This window comes from Dyella sp. PARNA 12/25 (genome assembly GCF_055702865.1).
Genome location: NZ_JBVQCI010000004.1, coordinates 250,544 through 269,966, shown reverse-complemented (window position 1 = coordinate 269,966; position 19,423 = coordinate 250,544). Strand labels below are relative to the sequence as shown.

Here is a 19,423-nt window from a genome sequence, read left to right as displayed (position 1 = left end):
AGGGAGCAATAGCGAAACCTAGAAACAAAAAGGCCGAACATCGTTCGGCCTTTTCGCATCAATCAATGCCCAGCTTCTTCAACTTGTATCGCAACGCCCGGAACGTAATCCCCAGCTTCTTCGCCGCCGCCGTCTTGTTGTAGCGGGATTCCTCCAGCGCTTTGATGATCGCCGTGCGTTCCAGATTGCTGATGTAGTCGTCCAGGCCACCATTGGCGGACGGGGCGGCGGCAGGCACGGGCGCTGCGGGAGGCGCCATACCGGCAACAGCTGCCATGGCTGGCACCGACTCCTGCGCGCGCGGTGAACGCTGCGGCAGCATCAGGTCGCTGACGTCGATCTGGTCGCCATCGCACATCGCCATGGCACGCTCGAGAATGTTCTCCAGCTCGCGTACGTTGCCCGGGAAGTCGTAGGCCTCCAGCGCCTGTTGCGCCGGTGGCAGCAGGCGACCCTGGGCGCCACCACTCTTGGTGGCGAGCTGGCGGAGCACGAAGCTCGCCAGCAGCGGCACGTCACCACGGCGCTCGCGCAGCGGCGGCACGCGCAGTTCGATCACGTTGATGCGATAGAACAAGTCCTGACGGAACTGGCCCTGCTCCACCAACGCAGCCAGGTTCTTGTGCGTGGCGGAGAGAATGCGTACGTCGACCGGCACTTCCTCGCGCGCGCCGATGGGACGCACCGCCTTTTCCTGGATCGCGCGCAGCAGTTTCACCTGCATGTGCAGCGGCAGTTCGGCCACTTCGTCGAGGAACAGCGTGCCGCCATGGGCAGCCTGGAACAGGCCTTCCTTGTCGCCTACCGCGCCGGTGAAGCTGCCCTTGCGATGGCCGAAGAATTCACTCTCCATCAGCTCGGAGGGGATCGCGCCGCAGTTCACGGGCACGAACGGGCCGGTGGCTCGCGGGCCCTGCTCATGGATGAGGCGGGCGACCAGTTCCTTGCCCACGCCGGATTCGCCGGCGATGTACACCGGCGCCTGGTTGCGCGCGAGCTTGGCGATGGTGGCGCGCACCTGCTGCATGGCATGCGACTCGCCGATCAGGCGCTCGTTGCCGTCGGGCTTGGCGGCGGCATGGCCGCTGCGGCGCTCTTCGGCCAGACGCAGGGCGGTACGCACCAGGCGGCGCAGCATCTGGATGTCGACCGGCTTGGAGACGAAATCGAAAGCACCTGCCTTCAGCGCATTCACCGCCGCGTCGACATTGCCGTAGGCGGTAATCATCGCCACCGGCGTGTCGGGGTGCTCCGCCGAAATCAGCTCGACCAGTTCATGGCCGGTGCCATCCGGCAGGCGCATGTCGGTGAAGCACAGGTCGTAGTGCCGCTCGGCGAGGGCGCGCCGTGCTTCCGTTACGGTGCCCACGGCGTCGACCAGCAAATCCATGCGGCCGAGGGTAATGGTCAGAAGCTCGCGAATATCGCGTTCGTCGTCGATGACCAGGACGGTCTGTTGGCTCATGTCGTCGGTATGGGCAATAGTCGCGAGTAGGATAACCGCCACCCTCAAAGTGGGCAAAGGTCATGCCATACGCAGGGGTTTGTCCGGCGCGGATTTGGGCCGATGAAAGTGGCGCCCATCGAGGCGGATAGCCTGCCACTGGGCGCGCCTTGGGGCGCGTGGTCAAGATCCGCCCAGGCTGCTGTTGGGTGTACAGCTGGCTCGGGCTATTTGTGAGGGCGCGGGAAGTGTGACCTGGTTCACGCCATATAACCTGTAGGAGCGCACTTGTGGGCGACCGCGGCGTCCGGTCGAAACTGTGACGCACACCGGTCGCGCACAAGTGCGCTCCTACAGAAAAGCGCCTACTCAGCCCGCCGCCGCCGTATCGCCCGTGGCCTTGCCCATCCGCGCCGGCGTCAGCAGCAGGCGGAAGCAACTGCCACCACCGGCCACGCGTACGTATTCCAGCGATGCCTGATTCGCCTCGCTCATCTGGCGGGCGAGATACAGGCCCAGGCCAGTGCCGTACTCATGCGTGGTGTAGAACGGCTCAAAGATCTGCGCAGCCACTTTCGGCGCGATGCCGGGGCCGCGGTCGATCACCTCAAGGATGGGCACGCCATGCTCGCCGTGCCGCGCCACCACCATCACGCGGGCGGGCTCGCCCGGCATGCGGCCGTAGCGCAGGGCGTTTTGCACCAGGTTCCAGACCACTTGCTGCAACTGCTGCGGGTCGGCCACGGCGGCCACCGGGGTGCTGGCCTGGATAACACGTAGCGAATCCTCGCCCAGGTCGTTGCCCTGGCGGTATTCCTCCACGAACTGGTTGGCCCAGTGGCCGAGGTCCAGCGTTTCCGGCCGCGAGCGCTCGCGGCGCGATAGCTGGAGGATGTTCTCGATGATCTCGTTCAAGCGCACGCAGTGGTTGTTGATGATCTCCACCATGCGCTGGTCGGTCGGCGGCAGGTCTTCCGACTCGGCGAGCAGCTGCGCGGAATAGCGGATGGCCGCCAGCGGGTTGCGGATCTCATGAGCAATGGAGGCGGACAGGCGGCCCAGCGAGCTGAGCGTGAGCTCTTCCGCGCGACGCGATACCAGCGAGGTGTCGTCCAGGAAGATCAGCACGTGCGAGTCGTCGTTCGGCGCCAGACGGCTGAAACGGGGCACCACTTCGGGCACGCCGTCAGCCAGCTGGGTGGCCGATTCGTCCAGCTTGCCTGAGGTCATCCAGTGGTAGAGGCGACGGGACAGTTCCGGCGCCACGCGGCCCAGGTCGCGCTGGTCGGCCGACGGGTTGCCCAGCAGCATCCACGCCGATTCATTGATCTGGTGAATCCGATTGGCGTCATCCACCAGCAACACGCCGGTTTTCATGCGGCGGATGATCAATTCGTTGACCTGCCCCAGGTTGGCGAGGTCGACCCCGCGCTGTTCGGCGAGGGCCTCGCTGGCGCGAATCTGCCGGCTCAGCACGTAACAAAGCACCGTAATGGCGAAGTAGGCAACGCCGAACAGGCTCGACTCCAGCAGTTCCCGGTCCATGCCCACGGTGCCGTGCTGGATCTCGAACACCGAATGGCCCAGCACACCCAGTGTGGCCAGCGAGGCAAAGAAGCAGGACAGCCGCAAAGGCAGGATCAGCGCGCCCGCCGCCAGGTTGACCGCCAGCATCATGGCGATGCCGATGCGGGCGTCATGCATGGTGATGATGGCCAGCACCGCCGCGATGATGTCCACCACCAGCGAGCCGGACACCGCCCAGCGCATCCACGGCGTGGATCGACGGGTGAGCGACAGCATGCCCAGTGCAAACAGCAGGAACAGCACCGCCACGCCACGCGCTAGCCCCACATCGGCCAGTTTCGGCCAGCCCAGGGCGTTCGGGCTCAGCGCCAGACCCACATAGACCAGGGCCTGCGCCAGGCGGAAGCTGTTCAGAAACAGGAGTTCGTGCCGCGCCGCCTCGGGGGCTGAGCGGGCGACAGGGTAGGTGGGCTGCACGGTGCTGGACACCTGGCTGGGCACTCTCGGGACGTCCGGCCCAGTATAGACGCGGTCTTCACGGGCGACAGACGGTAGAGGCCTCCTCCGAACGGCCTAATGGGGCGCCTGATGGGCGTCGCCCCTTTCCATCAGGGGCCGCTTCCGCGAAAATAGGCGGCCGTATTGCGCGGTTTTCGTCATGTCACAAGGCCTGACGGCGGCGCACTGCATCCGGCAGCGCTCGTACCGCCGTCGTTCCCCTGACCGTCTGGGTTTCCCACAGCCCAACGGCCGCCATGTTTCCCCGTACTCTCGAGGTATCCATGAATTTCCACGAGTACCAGGCCAAAGAATTGTTCGCGAAGTACGGCATTGCCGTGCCCCCGGGCAAGGTCGCCAACTCTCCCGATGCCGCTGTCGACGCCGCCAAGCACCTTGGTGGTTCGCAGTGGATGGTCAAGGCACAGATTCACGCAGGCGGCCGCGGCAAGGCCGGCGGCGTCAAGTTCTGCAAGAGCCTTGACGATGTGCGCGCAGCAGCCAAGGGCATGCTGGGCACCAACATGGAAACCTACCAGTCCGCCGGCCGTGCGCTGCCGGTGAACCTGGTGCTGGTGACGGATGCCACCAACATCGCCAAGGAACTCTACCTGTCGATCCTGACGGACCGTGACTCCAAGTCGGTCTCGTTCATCGCCTCCAAGCACGGCGGCGTGGACATCGAGCAGGTCGCCAAGGACACCCCGGAAGACATCCACACCATCGTGGTTGATTTCGTGGAAGGCCTGCAGCCGTACCAGTGCCGCCAGCTCGGCTTCGCCATGGACCTCAACGCGAAGCAGGTCGGCCAGCTGACCAAGATCATGCTGGGCCTGTACAAGCTGTTCAACGAGAAGGATCTGGCCCTGGTTGAGCTGAACCCGCTCGCCATCCTCGAAGACGGCAACCTCGCCGCCCTCGACGGCAAGGTCAATTCCGACGACAACGCCGAATTCCGTCACCCGGACCTGGCCGCCATGCGCGACCTGACCCAGGAAGACGCTGCTGAGGCCGCTGCCGTGCAGCACAACCTCAACTACGTCACGATGGACGGCTCCATCGGCTGCATGGTCAACGGCGCAGGCCTGGCCATGGCCACCATGGACGTGATCCAGCTGGCAGGCGGCGAGCCGGCCAACTTCCTTGACGTCGGCGGCGGCGCCACCAAGGAACGCGTCACCGAGGCGTTCAAGCTCATCCTTTCCTCCGACAAGGTGAAGGCCATCCTGGTCAACATCTTCGGCGGCATCGTGCGTTGCGACCTGATCGCCGAAGGCATCATCGCGGCCGTGAAGGAAGTGGGTCTGAAGATCCCGGTCGTGGTGCGCCTGCAGGGCACCAACGTGGAGCTGGGCCGCGAACTGCTGGCCAACTCCGGCCTGGCGATCACGCCGGCCAACGATCTCAACGACGCGGCGCAGAAAGCCGTGGCTGCGGCCAAGGCCTGAGGAGCAACTAAACCATGAGCGTTCTCGTCAACAAGAACACCAAGGTCCTCGTGCAGGGCTTCACCGGCCAGCAGGGCACCTTCCACGCACAGCAGGCGTTGGACTACGGCACCAAGGTCGTGGGCGGCGTGACCCCGGGCAAGGGTGGCACCGAGCACATCGGCCTGCCGGTCTTCAACTCGATGGTCGAAGCCGTCGATGAAACCGGTGCTGACGCCTCCGTCATCTTCGTGCCGCCGCCGTTCGCGGCCGACTCGATCCTCGAAGCCATCGACGCCGGCATCAAGGTCATCGTGGCCATTACCGAAGGCATCCCGGTGCTCGACATGCTGCGCGTGAAGAACGTGCTGGCGCAGCATCCGGAAACCGTGCTGATCGGGCCGAACTGCCCCGGCATCATCACCCCGGGCGAGTGCAAGATCGGCATCATGCCGGGCCACATCCACATGCCGGGCAAGGTCGGCATCGTGTCGCGCTCGGGCACGCTGACGTACGAATCGGTGTTCCAGACCACCAACGAAGGCCTGGGCCAGTCCACCGTGATCGGCATCGGCGGCGACCCGATCAACGGCCTGAGCTTCATCGACTGCCTGAAGATGTTCCAGGACGATCCGCAGACCGAAGGCATCATCATGGTCGGCGAAATCGGCGGCAGCGCTGAGGAAGACGCCGCCGAGTTCATCGGCGAGTACGTCAAGAAGCCGGTGGTCTCGTTCATCGCGGGCGCTTCGGCTCCTCCGGGCAAGCGCATGGGTCATGCTGGCGCCATCATCTCGGGCGGCAAGGGCACGGCAGCTGCAAAGTTCGCTGCGCTGGAGAAGGCGGGCGTCACCACGGTGAAGTCCCCGGCCGACCTCGGCAAGACCCTCGCCGGTCTGATGAAGAAGTAAGTCTTTCGGGTCTTTTTGACCGATACGAAAAGGGCCGCAGCGATGCGGCCCTTTTTGTTTGTTCGTGTTCACCCTGGATGCGTCATTCGTTGCAGACGCCAAATGGGAACGTCCGGTTACGCAGAGGCCATTCGCGTTCGCAGTGCTACGGCCACTTCGGCGTTGTCTCCCAGCAGATGGATGTGTCCATCCTGGATCAAGCACTGCAGGCGCAGGCTGCGTTCGATCATGTTGCCCAGTGCGGTGACGGTTTCCGCAGGCACGTCGAGCACGGTGAGGTTGCGGTGGCGGGCCAGGGCCGTGGCGTTCTTGTCCCACCATATGTCGGCCGCGCGACCGCCGTAGTTGATCACCACGACCTGCTTCGCACGTCCGCAGGCCTTGCGGATACGCGCTTCGTCGGGCTGCCCCAGTTCGATCCATTGCTCGATCTCGCCGCTGTAGTCCTTGCGCCAGAGATCGGGCTCGTCGTCGCTGCTCAGGCCTTTGCCGAATTCCAGCTTGTCATGGGCGAACAAGCCGAAGGCCAGCAGGCGGACCATGAGTCGCTGTTCGGTTTCGGAGGGATGGCGGGCCAGCGTCAGGGCATGGGTGGCGTAGTAATGCCGGTCCATGTCGCTGACTTGCAGCTCCGCCTTGTGGATGGTGGCTTGGAGCGCCATCGCGGGATGATCCGTGGAGGGGAAGCGGCACAGTGTAAGCGATGGCACGCTTGCCATTGGTCACTGGGCTCGCATGCGCGATCCGGCACTGGCGTGCGACCTGCGGCGAGCCTCGTTCGTCCGCGAACGCCGGCCCTCAGCGCGATTGGCGGAGTCCGCGTCGTGCCGCCTGCAGTAATGCGTCGGTCACCATGGAAAGCGTGGGAGACCGAATCGACCAGTGTTGCCAATAGAGGGGCACGTCGAGCCAGCGCCCGGGCGCAATGGGTTTCAAGCGGCCTTCGGTAAAGGTTCTTTCCAACATCGACTCAGGCGCCATGGCCCAGCCCAGGCCCAACTCGGCGCCCTCGACGAAAGCCGTGGACGACGGCAGGTAATGCATTGGCGGCGCCAGGCGTGCGCGAGTGACGCTGTGGATGAAGCGCCATTGCAAGGCATCCTTGCGATTGAAGACCAGCATCGGTGCCTGACTTAGCGACGTTGCGTCCAAGCCACGGGCGAAATGTTGCTTCACAAACCCCGGCGAAGCCACTGGCAGATAACGCATCACGCCAAGTTTTTTTACGCTGCAGCCCTGCACGGGTTGAGCAATGGAGGTGATGGCGCCGATGACCGAGCCATCACGCAACAAGTCGGTGGAGTGATCCTGGTCTTCCACGCGTACGTCGAACAGCAGTTGCTGATCTTTGTGCAACTGAGCGAGCGCGGAAAGGAACCACGTGGCCAGCGAATCCGCATTCACCGCAATCGCCACCGATGTCGGGCCGGCGTCTGGCTGGCCGATGCGAAAGGTTTCCAGGGTTTCGGCTTCCAGCAGTCGCATCTGTTGCACGCTGCGCAGCAGTTGCTTGCCCGCCGCGGTGGCGGTGCATGGTGTGTGGCGGAGAATCAGTACCTGGCCCAGGCGATCCTCCAGCGCCTTGATTCGCTGCGAAATGGCCGAAGGGGTAAGGGAGAGACGCTGTGCAGCGCCGTCGAAGCTGCCCTCGTCGAGCACCGCTGCAAAGGCCGTCAGCTGGGGATTGAGCAGGCTCATGGCGACACTCCAGATTTAGAGAAACTTAAGTGACCTAAGCATATTTAGTTTTACTGAAGCGCGTTCGCGCGGCACAGTGGACGCCTTTTCAAGGGGGTTTCCCATGTTTTCTTCGGCTTACCTGGCCGGTCTCGGCGCGGGCGCCGGCCTCATCATTGCCATCGGTGCGCAGAATGCGTTCGTGTTGCGCCAGGGCTTGCAGCGCCACTACATCGGTTCGGTGGTGGCGGTGTGTGTGCTTGCAGACATTAGTCTGATCCTGCTCGGCGTGGCTGGTATGGGGTTGATGGTGCAGCAGCATCCGGGCCTGTTGGACTGGCTACGTTGTGCCGGTGCGGCCTTCCTTGCCGCTTATGGCGCTATGGCGCTGCGACGTGCATGGCGGGGAGAGAGCGGGTTGCAGCCGGCAGGAGACGGCATGCTCAGTCGTGGTCGCGTCGTGACGGCCTGCCTCGCTTTCACCTTGCTCAACCCGCATGTGTATTTGGACACGGTGGTATTGCTTGGCAGTCTTTCCACCCATTACGAAGGTGACGAGCGCTGGGCATTCGCGGCAGGCGCGTCGACCGCAAGCATTGTGTGGTTTCTGTCGCTGGGCTATGGCGCCCGTCTGCTGCTGCCGGTGTTTCGCAGCCAGTTGGCCTGGCGCGTGTTCGATGTGGCGATTGCCTTGTTCATGCTGACACTGGTCGTGGTGCTGCTGCGTCACCCCGTTGGGTAAGCGCTGTCGGATCAACGATGGCCTGACACCAGGCGGCGGATCGACAACAACCAGTCATCATGCGAGCGTATGGTCTCTCATACGTTTCCGGGGGGAATTCGCATGGCAGCACCGTCGCGTCCGCCGTTCCTGTATCCACCAGGTTCACCCTTGATGCATCCGCCGTTGGCGCTCACCAAGGCCCGCATGTATGGGTTCTGGGTGCCTGGCAATGGCAAGGCCTTGCAGGCGAGCATCGATGCCACGCTCAACGCAGGCGGGGGAGGGAAGATGCCATGCTATGTGGTGTCTCCCTATGTGCTGATGACCTTCACCGACATCGCGCGTGCCTACAGCCTGTGGCCGGACGATAGTGCGAAGGGCTGGGGTCGTGAAGTCGATATCGTGGCGTGGGTGCTGGTGGCTGGATTTCCACCGGGACAAACGCTGCCGTCGTTCTACGCGTACCCGCTGCATATCTGGGTCGACGACTGCATGGCGCTGATTGTGGGGCGCGAGGTGTTCGGTTATCCGAAGTACCTGTGCAATTACACCATGCCCGGGCCCGACGATCCGCCGCTTGCATTCACGCTGGCCGCCAAAGGATTCCAGCCTTTCGCACCCGAGAGCGAGTTGAGCGTGCATCCCCTGTTGGAAGTAACGGGTGAGGCCCAGCTCGGTGGCGGACGCCCCGTCAGTGATGCACAGAGCTGGCGATACGATTTGCTGGGGGAGTTGAATCAGGCGCCGAACTTCTGGTGTGGTGAGTCGTCGTGGCGTGAGCCGTTCGATCAGTGGTTCATGCAGTTCCCGGCCATGCCACAGATTTTCCTGAAGCAGTTTCCCGACGCCACGGGCGAACAGGCGGTTTATCAAGCCATCGTGGCCGCCAATGCACGAGTGCAGTCCATCCACGAGCTGAAGGTGCTGGGAAACAACTACTGCCTGCATCTGCACGACTTTGCGAGTTTCCCGCTCGCCCACACGCTGGGCTGGTCGCTGGGTGAACAGAAGGCGTATTTCGGCTATCGGATCGACTTTGACTTTCACGTCGAACCCGGCGTGGAGCTGGTGAACAACAGTTCGGGCACGGAGGCACGCTGATGTCTGCACGACCACGCCGTATCGCCATCCTCGGAGGTGGCGTCGGGGCCATGACGGCCGCGTTCTGGCTGACCAGTCGCGAGGGTTGGCAGAACGAGTATCAGATCGACGTTTACCAGATGGGCTGGCGCCTCGGCGGTAAGGGGGCGAGTGGTCGCAATGCGGGCATGGCCGAGCGCATTGAAGAGCATGGGCTGCATATCTGGTTCGGCTTCTACGACAACGCCTTCCAGTTGATGCGCGAGGCCTACAGCGCGCTTGGTCGTCCGCCCGGGAGTCCGTTGGCGACATGGGATGAGGCCTTCAAGAAGCATCGCCTTGTATGCCTGACCGAAGCCATTGATGACGCATGGCGGGTGTGGTCCATCCTTACGCCGTTGTTGCCGGGTGAGCCGGGCACGCCGCGTGAAATGACGAACATAACGTCGGCGCTCGCAAGCGTACTGGGCCAGATTCGCATTTGGGTGGATGAGTGGAATGGCCTCGCGAGCAAGCCGCTGGTTCTGGATGTGCAGGGGCTCGAAGCGTCGTCGGTTCTGCTCAATGAAGTTCTCAACCAAGATGTCGCCGCCCTTGTTGGCAGGGCGAGTGAGCTGACCTATCTCGATGCACAGGCGGAGTCCGCTACGCATGCGCAAAACGTGCTGTCACTGCTGAAATGGTTGCAAGGCGCATTGCACGACGTGGGTGCGTGGTTACAGAAGGCCGGTCTCTGGCCGGATGATGTGCGCCGGCTTTATCTGTGCATGGATCTGGCCTTGGCGGTTGGCATTGGCATGCTGGCCGATGATGTGGTGGGCAAGGGCTTCGAGGTCATCAACAACGTCGACTTCTGCGCTTGGCTGGCCGTCAATGGCGCGCAACCGGCAAGCGTGAATAGCGCGCCGGTGCGCGGGTTCTACGACCTGGTCTTCGCGTATCGCGACGGCGATCCCGCGCGGCCGGAGATCGAAGCGGGCACGATGCTGCGCGGGATGCTCAAGGTGGGCCTCGGCTACCGTGGCGCCATCATGTACAAGATGCAGGCGGGCATGGGCGATGTCGTGTTTGCCCCGCTGCATGAATTGCTTGAACGTCGCGGTGTGCGGTTCCACTACTTGCATAAATTGCTTGCACTGCGACCCGATGGCAGCGGTACCGCTGTGGAGGAGCTGGTGCTGCAGCAGCAAGTGGCACTGCAAAGTGGGCGCACCGTCTATGAGCCTCTCAGGGACGTGAAGGGATTGCCATGTTGGCCTTCCGAGCCGCGTTACGAACAGTTGGATCCCGAGCAGGTTGAGGTGCTCAGGCAGTACCGCGTCAATCTGGAATGTCAGTGGTCCGACTGGCCGCAACGTTACGAAGAACGTTTCCATCAGCCCCTGCCGGAAAAGACGCTGCGACGTGGCGTGGATTTCGATGACATTGTGTTCGGGCTTTCGGTGGCCAGCTTGCCAGTGGTGGCGCCAGCGCTGCTTGAACGCAGTCCCGCATTGCGCCACTGCAGTGACAACGTAGCCGCCGTGGCTACGCAGGCGTACCAGCTATGGACGCGCCGCAACCTGCAGGAGATGGGCTGGAGCTGCGCTGTCGCCGATGGCGAAGAGCCAGTGTTGTCGGGCTTCACCGAGCCGTTCGACACTTGGGCGTCGATGGACCAGCTGCTGTGTCGCGAAACCTGGCCACAGGGCGACGAGCCGCTCAATGTTTCTTACTTTTGCAACGCCTTTGCGGTGAGCCATTATCCGCCAGAGAGCGATCACGATTTTCCCGTGCGCTGTGCGGACCAGGTAAAGGCTTCGGCGATCCATCAGCTCAACCATGACATGCGTGTGCTATGGACCAACGTTGGCGCACAGGGTTTCGACTGGACATGGCTGGTCGATCCTGAAGGTGGCGAGGGTGCGGCGCGCTTCGACCGGCAGTACTGGCGTGTGAATGTCGACCCATCCGAACGCTACGTGCAGTCGCTGGTGGGAACATCGGCGTTCCGGTTGCATGCTGACGAAAGCGGATTCACCAACCTGTTTCTTGCCGGCGATTGGCTGAAGACCGGCCTCGATGCCGGTTGTGTGGAGGCTGCGGTCATGGGCGGTATGCAGGCCAGTCGCGCCATCAGTGGTTACCCGGCAACGATCGCCGGCGAGCAGGGCTGGTAAGAGAGTGCGGTGATCGTTTGCGATCACCGCCGCCTCAGATCTCGGTTTCGGCCGGCGCTTCGCGATCGTCAGCGGGAGGCGTGCGGCGACGCGACTTGTGTTCGTACATGATGCGATCAGCTTCGCGCACGAGTTCGGCGAAATCGCTGCTGTCCAGTGTCTGCCCGATGGCGGAGCCGCAGACCCCAAAGCTGAGACCTGCGCCCTGGAAGCCATACTCGTGCAGTTGCTTGTCGAGTTTTGCCAGTGCGCGCGTGAGCCGGTGCAGGCTTAGTTCGTCACCAAAGGCGATCACCGCGAACTCATCGCCACCGAGGCGATAGGCGTGGCCTTGGCAGGGTAGTCGGCTCAGGCTGCGGCCGGCCGCCTGCAGCAGCGCATCACCGCGTTCGTGGCCTTCGCTGTCGTTGATTTGTTTGAGGCCATCCAGGTCGATCATGGCGACTTGCCATGCACCTTCCACGGTGGATGTCAGGGCGTGCGTAGGGCGGGTGATCTCCTCGATCTTCATGTTGAAGGCGAGGCGATTGCCAAGCCCGGTCAAAGGATCGGTGGATGCGCGCGCGATGGCGTCGAGCATGCCCTGGCGGAAGCGTTCGCGCGCCGCCTGCACCAGCTTCATATGGTCGGCGAGCGCGAAGGCGAGCAGCATCGCTTCGCCGCTGTTGCCCATCAGCGTGAGCAGGTCGGCGTTGTCGACCGGGCTCGGCATCAGCCCGAAATTGACCGGCAGGATGATCGCGCCAGGCAACAGCACGCACACATAGGCAAGCACGAAGAAGCGGGCCTGGCGGATGCCGTTAAGCAGCGCCCAGGTACTCACGCTGGCGGAGAACATCACCACGGAAGTGATCGCAATAGTGGCGATCAGGAACGCCAATGACGGCAGCAGTAGCGCAACCGGCACGGCAGCCACGCAGGCTACAGCGATGGTGTTGCCGATAAGTGCAGCGAACGGCGCGTGGCGCTTGAGCTCCAGGAAGCGGATGGTGAAAGGTGCATGCACCACCGGCACCAGAATAAACCACAGCGTGAAGTTGAGCCGCCCGTCATGCATGCCCAGCCAATTCTCCGGCAGGCCGAAGAACGACGCCCAGCCCATCATCAGGATCAGCGATTGGCAGCCGTACAAGGCGTAGCTGAGATTGCGCGTCCACAGTCCAACGAACAACACGAAAACACCCAGGCCACCGAGCACCCCTAGCGAGAGCAGCATCAATGCCGACTCGTTGGTCAGTCGGCGTTGGTACTGCTCGCGCGTCTGCAGGTCGATACGAGGGCGCGCGGTGAAGAAGGGTGTGGTGACGTGGATGACTACGGCGTACCGGTGATCGGGGTGCAGCGTTACCGGCGCGACGCCGCGTAGCATGACGTTGGCATCCACCCCGCGCCCCGCCATGAAGGACAGGCGGGTACCGTCGTCCCCCAGTACCCATAGCTCCGCCCGGCGGTAGTAAGTGTTGCTGAAGGTCACCACCCACTCGGATGCCGTTGAGGGTGACTGCAATGGCGCCGTGAGCCAGTAGTCGCCGCCCAGCATGCTGACGGAGGGCACGCGCTGTTGGGCCGCGGTCCATGCGATGAGGCTGGCGTAATCCTGCGGCGCCTGCTCCTGAGGCACGGCTCGGTAAGCGCTAACGGGCGCATCGAGGGGAGCCGGGCCAAACAGTGAGCGAGGCTCACGGGCATGCGCAGCGGAGACCCCCAGCACAGTCAGGGCCAGGAGCAGCGCAAAACGCCACCAGCACGCCGTCCGCGGCATGCCGATCGCAGCCCATATCGACCAAGAACGATGCAACGCTGTCCCCTGTCAGTTTGCGTCAGGGATCCTAGCACCGGCCCTGACGTGCTTAAGTGAAGGCCCCTGGGGGTGGCCAGGCTGGCCTCGGGTATCATTTCAACTCCCCACCCGCACGGATCCTTGCCGCATGTCGACCCTACGTCTCGCGCTTGCCCAGTTCGATTTCCCGGTTGGCGCCGTGGCAGCCAATGCCGCCAAGGTGGGAGATCTGATGGCCCAGGCGCGCGAGGGCGGGGCGTCGCTGGTAGTGTTTCCCGAGCTGACGCTCAGCGGCTATCCACCGGAAGACCTGTTGCTGCGCCCCAGTTTTCTGGCTGCGTGCCAATGCGAACTCAACGCGCTCGCGGGTGCCACCAATGGTGTGGCGGCGCTGGTGGGTCATCCCCACAGCGAAGGCGAGGTGTACAACGCAGCGAGCCTGCTGCGCGGTGGCCGCATTGAGCTCACTACGCACAAACAGGCTTTGCCCAATTACGGTGTGTTCGACGACAAGCGCTATTTCCGCCCGGGCAGCGACAGCGCCGTGGCGATGATTGATGGCGTGTGCGTCGGCATGATCATCTGCGAAGACGTGTGGGAGCCCGAACCTGCGGCCAAAGCCGCAGCAGCGGGTGCCGAGCTGATCGTCGTCATCAACGCCTCGCCGTGGGATGACGCCAAACAGACCTCGCGCGAAGAAGTGCTGGTGGCGCGTGCCCAGGAAACCGGCTGCGCCATCGTTTATCTCAACCTTGTCGGCGGCCAGGATGAAGTGGTTTACGACGGTGGTTCCGTGCTGGTGAACGGCAACGGCTCCATTGCGGCTCGCGCGCCCACTTTTGTCGATGCGATGCTGTGGGCCGAATTCGATAGCGAAACGCGCACGCTGCGCCCGGAAGGTTGGCCGGCCGCGCAGGATGCATCGTCCGAAGCCACTCTGTACGCAGCGCTGGTGCGCGGCATCCGCGACTACATCGAGAAGAATGGTTTTCCGGGCGTGTTGCTGGGTCTATCTGGCGGCATCGATTCAGCGCTGACCTTGGCGCTTGCCGTGGATGCGCTTGGTGCCGATCGCGTTACCGCCGTGATGATGCCTACGCGCTACACCTCGCAATTGTCGCTGGACGGCGCGCGCGACCAGGCGGTGCAGCTCGGCGTGGAGTACCACATCATCAACATCGAGCCGATGGTCGACGCGTTTCTCGGTGCGCTCACGCCTGCCTTCGCCGGCAAGGCGGCCGACACCACCGAAGAGAACCTGCAATCGCGCACGCGTGGCGTGACTTTGATGGCACTGTCCAACAAGCACGGCCGTCTGCTGCTGGCGACCGGCAACAAGAGCGAGATGGCGGTGGGCTACGCCACGCTCTACGGCGACATGTGTGGCGCCTACGCGCCGCTGAAAGACGTCTACAAAACGGTGGTCTACCGCTTGTCGCGCTGGCGCAATGCGCACGCGGCACGCCTGGGTGAACCCGAGGCGATTCCTTCCGCCGTGATCGATCGCCCGCCCTCGGCAGAACTGCGCGACAACCAGACCGACCAGGATTCGCTGCCGCCGTACGACGAGCTGGATGCCATCCTCGCCCGCTTCATCGAGGGCGAGCAGTCGCAGGCCGAGATTACCGCGCAGGGCTTCCACGCCGACACCGTGCGACGCGTGGTGCGGCTGGTGCTGCTCAATGAGTTCAAGCGGCGTCAGTCCGCGCCGGGGCCGCGGGTGACCACGCGTGCGTTTGGGCGCGAGCGGCGATATCCGATTACCTCGGGCTGGAAGTAACGCGCCACCCACAACCGGGCCGTTGTAGGAGCGCACTTGTGCGCGACCGCGGAGTTGCGGTGCACCTCGGTCAATGGTGATCCTGCCCGCAGGCTCGCAACAACCCAATGTTCCGGTAAACGACATGCCCTGCGGTCGCGCACAAGTGCGCTCCTACAAGGAAGCGTGAGTGCGCGGGGCAATAAAAAAAGCCGGTGCATTTGCACCGGCTTTTTTCATGCCATCCAATCCAGTCATCCGGATGTTCGATCAATGGTGACCCGAGAACGGAATCGCCTTGCGCAGCAGCGACGGCGAGTGCGGCCACTTCGGATCCTTCAGGTACGGATGATCCGGGTAGTTCATGGCCAGCACCTGGCGGGTCTGGTCAGCCAGGGTCTTCTGCTCCATGCCCAGGTAGCTGCGGGTGAGAATGGCCAGGGCGTCGCCGGTCTGCGGCGCCTGCTGGTAATGCTCGATCACATACTGGGCGCGGTTGGCCGAAGCCACATAGGCATTGTTGCGCAGGTAGTACTCGGCCACATTGATTTCGAACTGGGCCAGCAGGTTGCGCAAGTAAATCATGCGCTGGCGGGCATCGGCCGTATAGGCACTGTCCGGGAAGCGGCGCGACAGCTCGGAGAAGTCATCGAACGACTTCAGGTTGAAGCCCTGGTCGCGGCGGGTCTGCGGGTCGCCAGGCTGCAGCAGGCGCTCCATGGCGCCGCCGGTACGGTCGAAATTGATCAGACCGCGCAGGTAATAGGCATAATCCACATGTTTGTGAGTCGGGTACGTCTTGATGAAGCGGTTGACCGTGGAATACGCGTCATCCGGCTGATTGTCCTTGTACTGCGAGTAGGCCAGATCAAGCTGGGCCTGCTCGTTGAAGTCACCGGACGGGAAACGCGCGATCAGACGCTGGTACGCTTTGGCAGCTGCCGCATAGTCGGCGTGCTCCATCGAGTCGTGCGCCTTGGCGTAAAGCTTGTCTACCGGCAGGGTGTCGTTAGTGTCCTTCTTGTGGCCAAACATCGAGCAGGCGCTCATCGATACGGCGATGGCGAGCACGACAAATACTTTGAAAGCCGGCAGCTTGGTTACGCGCATGAGAAAGGGTTCAGATGTTTGAGCGAAAAGGGATGATAGCCGAAACCACCGGTTTTCCGGGGAGCCGGCCATGACAACCATACGTCATGAGGCCACGGTGCCCCTGTCTGCCGCGGGTCGGAGGTTCGACCAGGCGTTGGCCGAGATGTTCCCGGACTACTCCCGATCCCGCCTCACGGGCTGGATCAAGGCGGGTGCCGTGACCCTGAACGGGGCGGTGGTGGCCCCCCGCCAGCTGTTGCGGGGCGGGGAAAAGGTCTTGCTGGAGGCCGAGCTGGAGACCGAGGTGGAGCTGGAGCCAGAGGCGATTGCCCTGGATATCGTCCACGAGGATGAGTACGTGCTGGTGCTGAACAAGCCGGCCGGGCTGGTAGTGCATCCGGGCGCAGGAAATAGCGCCGGCACGATGCTGAACGCCCTGCTGCACCACGATCCGTCGCTGGCTCAGTTGCCGCGCGGCGGCATTGTGCATCGCCTGGACAAGGACACCTCCGGCCTGATGGTGGTGGCCAAGACCCTGGCGGCCCATACCGCCCTGGTCGACATGCTGTCCCGCCACGATGTGGAGCGGCAATACGAGGCCGTGGTGGTGGGCACCCTGGTCGCGGGTGGCACTGTGGACGCGCCGATTGGCCGCCACATGGGCGACCGCCTGCGTCAGGCCGTGCGGGACGAGGAGGACGGCAAGCGCGCCGTCACCCACTACCGATTGCGGGAGCGCTTTCGGGCCCACAGTCTGCTTCAGTGCAGCCTGGAAACCGGCCGCACCCACCAGATTCGCGTCCACATGGCCCATATCGGCCATCAGCTGGTGGGCGATCCGCTGTACGGCGGTGGTCTGAAGCTACCCAAGGGCGCCAGCCCGGAGCTGGTGGCGGCTCTGCGCGGCTTCCGCCGACAGGCCCTGCACGCGGAGCGGCTGGCGTTTGAACACCCGGTCACCCATGAGCCGATGTCGTTCAGTGCGGAGCGCCCCGCCGACCTGCAGGCCCTGATCGACGCACTGCGGGTCGATACTGCGCAGGCTGATCCCGGCGACTGGCAGTGAGCATGGACGCCTGGATCATCCCGGACTGGCCCGCGCCCGCGCGAGTGCGGGCGGCGGTGAGCACGCGTCAGGGGCCCGGGATTTCCGTGGGTGCCTACGGCAAGTTCAACCTGGGCGCACGCTCGGGTGATGCGCCTGAGGCGGTGGCGGCCAATCGTGCCGCGGTCCACGCTTCGCTGGGGCTGGAGCGGCCACCGCATTGGCTGCAGCAGGTGCATGGCGTTGACGTGGCGGATGTTGACCGCCTCATTGACGACGACGAACCCCGAGCGGATGCCTCGGTGACCTGCCGTACCGGCGAGCCGCTGGCGATACTCACTGCCGACTGCCTGCCGGTGCTGTTCTGCACCGTGGACGGCAGTGGCGTGGCCGCTGCCCATGCGGGCTGGCGTGGATTGCAGGCTGGCGTGTTGGAAGCTGCCCTGGCGTCGTTGCCGGCACCGCCTTCGCAGGTGCTGGCCTGGCTGGGGCCGTGCATCGGGAAGGCGAGTTACGAAGTGGGCGAGGAGGTGCGTGATGTCTTTCTTGCTACGGATCCCGCTGCGGCCGAGTGTTTTGAGCCCACGCGACCGGGCCACTGGCTATGCGATCTGGCGGGGCTGGCGCGACGGCGTTTAGGCGCTGCGGGCGTTGCCAGCGTGCATGGTGGTGGCTTTGATACGCGTACCGATGGGAGGTTTTATTCCTATCGGAGGGATGGAGCGCTCAGTGGGCGGTTTGCCAGTTTGATTTGGCTCGAAGGGTAAGGTAGCCGTTCTGTAGGAGCGCACTTGTGCGCGACCGCATCGCCACGTCGATATCTCAGTGCCCGTGGGTCGCGTAACGGTCGGATGAGGCAAACACCCTGCGCGCCGGTCGCGCACAAGTGCGCTCCTACAGAAGAGCGGAGTGCTCACTCCGTCAACCGCTTCAAAAACGCATTCCTCCACGCCGTCACATCCTGCTTCTCCAGCACATCCATCATCACGCGCCAGCGACGCTGGCGCTCGTGCAATGGCATCTCCAGCGCGACACCCAACGCCTCTGCCACTTCCTCCGTGTCTGCCGGATTAACCAGTAGCGCTTCCGTCAACTCCTGCGCTGCGCCAGCGAAACGCGAAAGCACGAGCACACCAGGATCTTCCGGGTCCTGGCTGGCCACGTATTCCTTCGCCACAAGATTCATACCGTCCCGCAATGGCGTTACCAGCCCCACCCGCGCGCTGCGGTAATAACCACAGAGCAGCTCGTGTGGGAATGAATTGTTGACATAGCGGATAGGCACCCAGTCCGGCGCGGCGTACAGGCCATTGATATGGCCTGCCATGCGTTCGAGTTCGCGACGGATCTGCCGGTACTCCGGCACGCCGCCACGTGACGGCGGGGCGATCTGCAAAAAACTCACCGTGCGGTGGAGCTGAGGCGAGCGCTCCAGCAGACGTGCGTAAGCATGGAAGCGTTCGGGCAAGCCTTTGGAATAGTCCAGGCGATCCACGCCGATGATCAGCGCGCGGCCTTCCAGGCTCTGTTTGAGGTCGTGGATCTCTTCGTGTTCATCCGCATGACTGGCCGTTCGCGCGACTTCGGCCGTATCAATGCCGATCGGAAACACTTCGGCACGAAAGGTGCGGCTTTCTTTGGTGAACAGACGCCCGCCTCGACGTTTCGTGGCGCCGAGCTCATGCAGGAAGTATTCCTCCAGTGCGCGGAGGTCGCGAGGTGTGTGGAGGCCTATCAAGTCGTAGCAAGCCAGTGTTTCCAGCAGCTCGCTGTGATGAGGCAGGGTAATCAGCAAACCCGCTGCAGGCAACGGCGTATGAAGAAAGAAGCCGATGCGATTGCGCATACCGCGATCTCTCAGCATCGAGGCCAGCGGAATTAGGTGATAGTCGTTGATCCATACGATGTCGCCCGGCGAAATCAACGACATCAGGTGCTCGGCAAACAGCTGATTGACGCGCAGGTACGCAGCCAGGTGCTTGCGGTCGTAATCCACCAGATCGGGGCGGTAATGCAACAACGGCCACAGCGTGCGGTTGGCGAAGCCGTCGTAGAACTCGTCGTGATCGGTGCGCGAGAGGTCGATGGTGTCGTACTCGACCATGCCGTCCCTGAGCCGGTGCACTTCGCCTCCGCTCAGTCGCGCCACCTTGCCGCTCCAGCCGAACCACAAACCACCCTGTTCCTGCAGCGCCGCTCGCATGGCCGAGCCCAATCCACCTGTGGCGGTCTGGTCCGGCAATGCCACCCGATTGGAGACCACCACCAGCCGCCCCTGGACGTGGGGGCGTCCAAGCATC

The 19,423-nt window shown here is 63.5% G+C and carries 15 protein-coding genes; 8 read left to right on the top strand and 7 right to left on the bottom strand.

The window, feature by feature from the left end:
* Positions 1-58: 58 nt before the first annotated feature.
* Positions 59-1,465, bottom strand: a complete 1,407-nt coding sequence (locus AC0GUR_RS11475; RefSeq protein ID WP_472877609.1) for a sigma-54-dependent transcriptional regulator — start codon at positions 1,463-1,465, stop codon at positions 59-61.
* Positions 1,466-1,813: 348 nt separating this feature from the next.
* Positions 1,814-3,448 carry a sensor histidine kinase gene (locus AC0GUR_RS11470; protein WP_472877608.1) on the bottom strand — a complete coding sequence of 545 codons (1,635 nt, stop codon included), beginning with the start codon at positions 3,446-3,448 and terminating at the stop codon, positions 1,814-1,816.
* 305 nt (positions 3,449-3,753) lie between these two features.
* Here AC0GUR_RS11470 and sucC point away from each other — a divergent pair, with 305 nt between their 5' ends.
* Together sucC and sucD are read left to right on the top strand one after the other, a co-directional pair.
* Entirely contained in the window at positions 3,754-4,917 is a 1,164-nt protein-coding gene (sucC, locus tag AC0GUR_RS11465; RefSeq protein ID WP_472877607.1) for an ADP-forming succinate--CoA ligase subunit beta, read from the top strand.
* Positions 4,918-4,931: 14 nt separating this feature from the next.
* Positions 4,932-5,807, top strand: coding sequence for a succinate--CoA ligase subunit alpha (sucD, locus tag AC0GUR_RS11460; protein ID WP_472877606.1), 876 nt, complete (start codon positions 4,932-4,934; stop codon positions 5,805-5,807).
* Positions 5,808-5,923: 116 nt separating this feature from the next.
* On the opposite strand, the gene AC0GUR_RS11455 is transcribed toward sucD, so the two are convergent.
* Together AC0GUR_RS11455 and AC0GUR_RS11450 are read right to left on the bottom strand one after the other, a co-directional pair.
* Entirely contained in the window at positions 5,924-6,469 is a 546-nt protein-coding gene (locus AC0GUR_RS11455; protein WP_472877605.1) for a YaeQ family protein, read from the bottom strand.
* A 136-nt stretch (positions 6,470-6,605) separates the two neighbouring features.
* Complete coding sequence (locus AC0GUR_RS11450) at positions 6,606-7,505, bottom strand: LysR family transcriptional regulator ArgP (protein ID WP_472877604.1); 900 nt, start codon at positions 7,503-7,505, stop codon at positions 6,606-6,608.
* Between the two features lie 103 nt (positions 7,506-7,608).
* On the opposite strand from AC0GUR_RS11450, the gene AC0GUR_RS11445 reads away from it, so the two are divergent.
* The 3 genes from AC0GUR_RS11445 to AC0GUR_RS11435 all read left to right on the top strand — a co-directional run bounded on the left by AC0GUR_RS11445 (position 7,609) and on the right by AC0GUR_RS11435 (position 11,447).
* A complete protein-coding gene (locus AC0GUR_RS11445) occupies positions 7,609-8,226 on the top strand; it encodes a LysE/ArgO family amino acid transporter (RefSeq protein WP_472877603.1) in 618 nt (205 codons plus the stop codon).
* Positions 8,227-8,328: 102 nt separating this feature from the next.
* Positions 8,329-9,309, top strand: a complete 981-nt coding sequence (locus AC0GUR_RS11440; protein ID WP_472877602.1) for an acetoacetate decarboxylase family protein — start codon at positions 8,329-8,331, stop codon at positions 9,307-9,309.
* The gene (locus AC0GUR_RS11435) at positions 9,309-11,447 is read left to right on the top strand and encodes an NAD(P)-binding protein (RefSeq protein WP_472877601.1); all 2,139 of its coding nucleotides are present in this window, start codon (positions 9,309-9,311) and stop codon (positions 11,445-11,447) included. Before AC0GUR_RS11440 ends, AC0GUR_RS11435 begins: the two co-directional genes overlap by 1 nt.
* A gap of 34 nt (positions 11,448-11,481) precedes the next feature.
* Here AC0GUR_RS11435 and AC0GUR_RS11430 read toward each other — a convergent pair whose 3' ends face one another.
* Complete coding sequence (locus tag AC0GUR_RS11430; RefSeq protein ID WP_472877600.1) at positions 11,482-13,245, bottom strand: GGDEF domain-containing protein; 1,764 nt, start codon at positions 13,243-13,245, stop codon at positions 11,482-11,484.
* Positions 13,246-13,375: 130 nt separating this feature from the next.
* Between AC0GUR_RS11430 and AC0GUR_RS11425 the strand changes: the two genes are divergently transcribed.
* On the top strand, positions 13,376-15,007 hold the full coding sequence (locus AC0GUR_RS11425; RefSeq protein ID WP_472877599.1) for an NAD+ synthase: 1,632 nt from the start codon (positions 13,376-13,378) through the stop codon (positions 15,005-15,007).
* Positions 15,008-15,256: 249 nt separating this feature from the next.
* Here AC0GUR_RS11425 and AC0GUR_RS11420 read toward each other — a convergent pair whose 3' ends face one another.
* Complete coding sequence (locus AC0GUR_RS11420; protein ID WP_472877598.1) at positions 15,257-16,096, bottom strand: outer membrane protein assembly factor BamD; 840 nt, start codon at positions 16,094-16,096, stop codon at positions 15,257-15,259.
* Positions 16,097-16,166: 70 nt separating this feature from the next.
* On the opposite strand from AC0GUR_RS11420, the gene rluD reads away from it, so the two are divergent.
* Both rluD and pgeF read left to right on the top strand, forming a co-directional pair.
* Positions 16,167-17,144, top strand: coding sequence for a 23S rRNA pseudouridine(1911/1915/1917) synthase RluD (gene rluD, locus AC0GUR_RS11415; RefSeq protein ID WP_472877597.1), 978 nt, complete (start codon positions 16,167-16,169; stop codon positions 17,142-17,144).
* 2 nt (positions 17,145-17,146) lie between these two features.
* On the top strand, positions 17,147-17,890 hold the full coding sequence (gene pgeF / locus AC0GUR_RS11410; protein WP_472877596.1) for a peptidoglycan editing factor PgeF: 744 nt from the start codon (positions 17,147-17,149) through the stop codon (positions 17,888-17,890).
* Between the two features lie 146 nt (positions 17,891-18,036).
* On the opposite strand, the gene otsA is transcribed toward pgeF, so the two are convergent.
* Positions 18,037-19,422 (bottom strand): alpha,alpha-trehalose-phosphate synthase (UDP-forming), encoded by a 1,386-nt coding sequence (gene otsA / locus AC0GUR_RS11405; protein ID WP_472877595.1) that lies wholly within the window; start codon positions 19,420-19,422, stop codon positions 18,037-18,039.
* Between the last annotated feature and the right edge of the window lies 1 nt (position 19,423).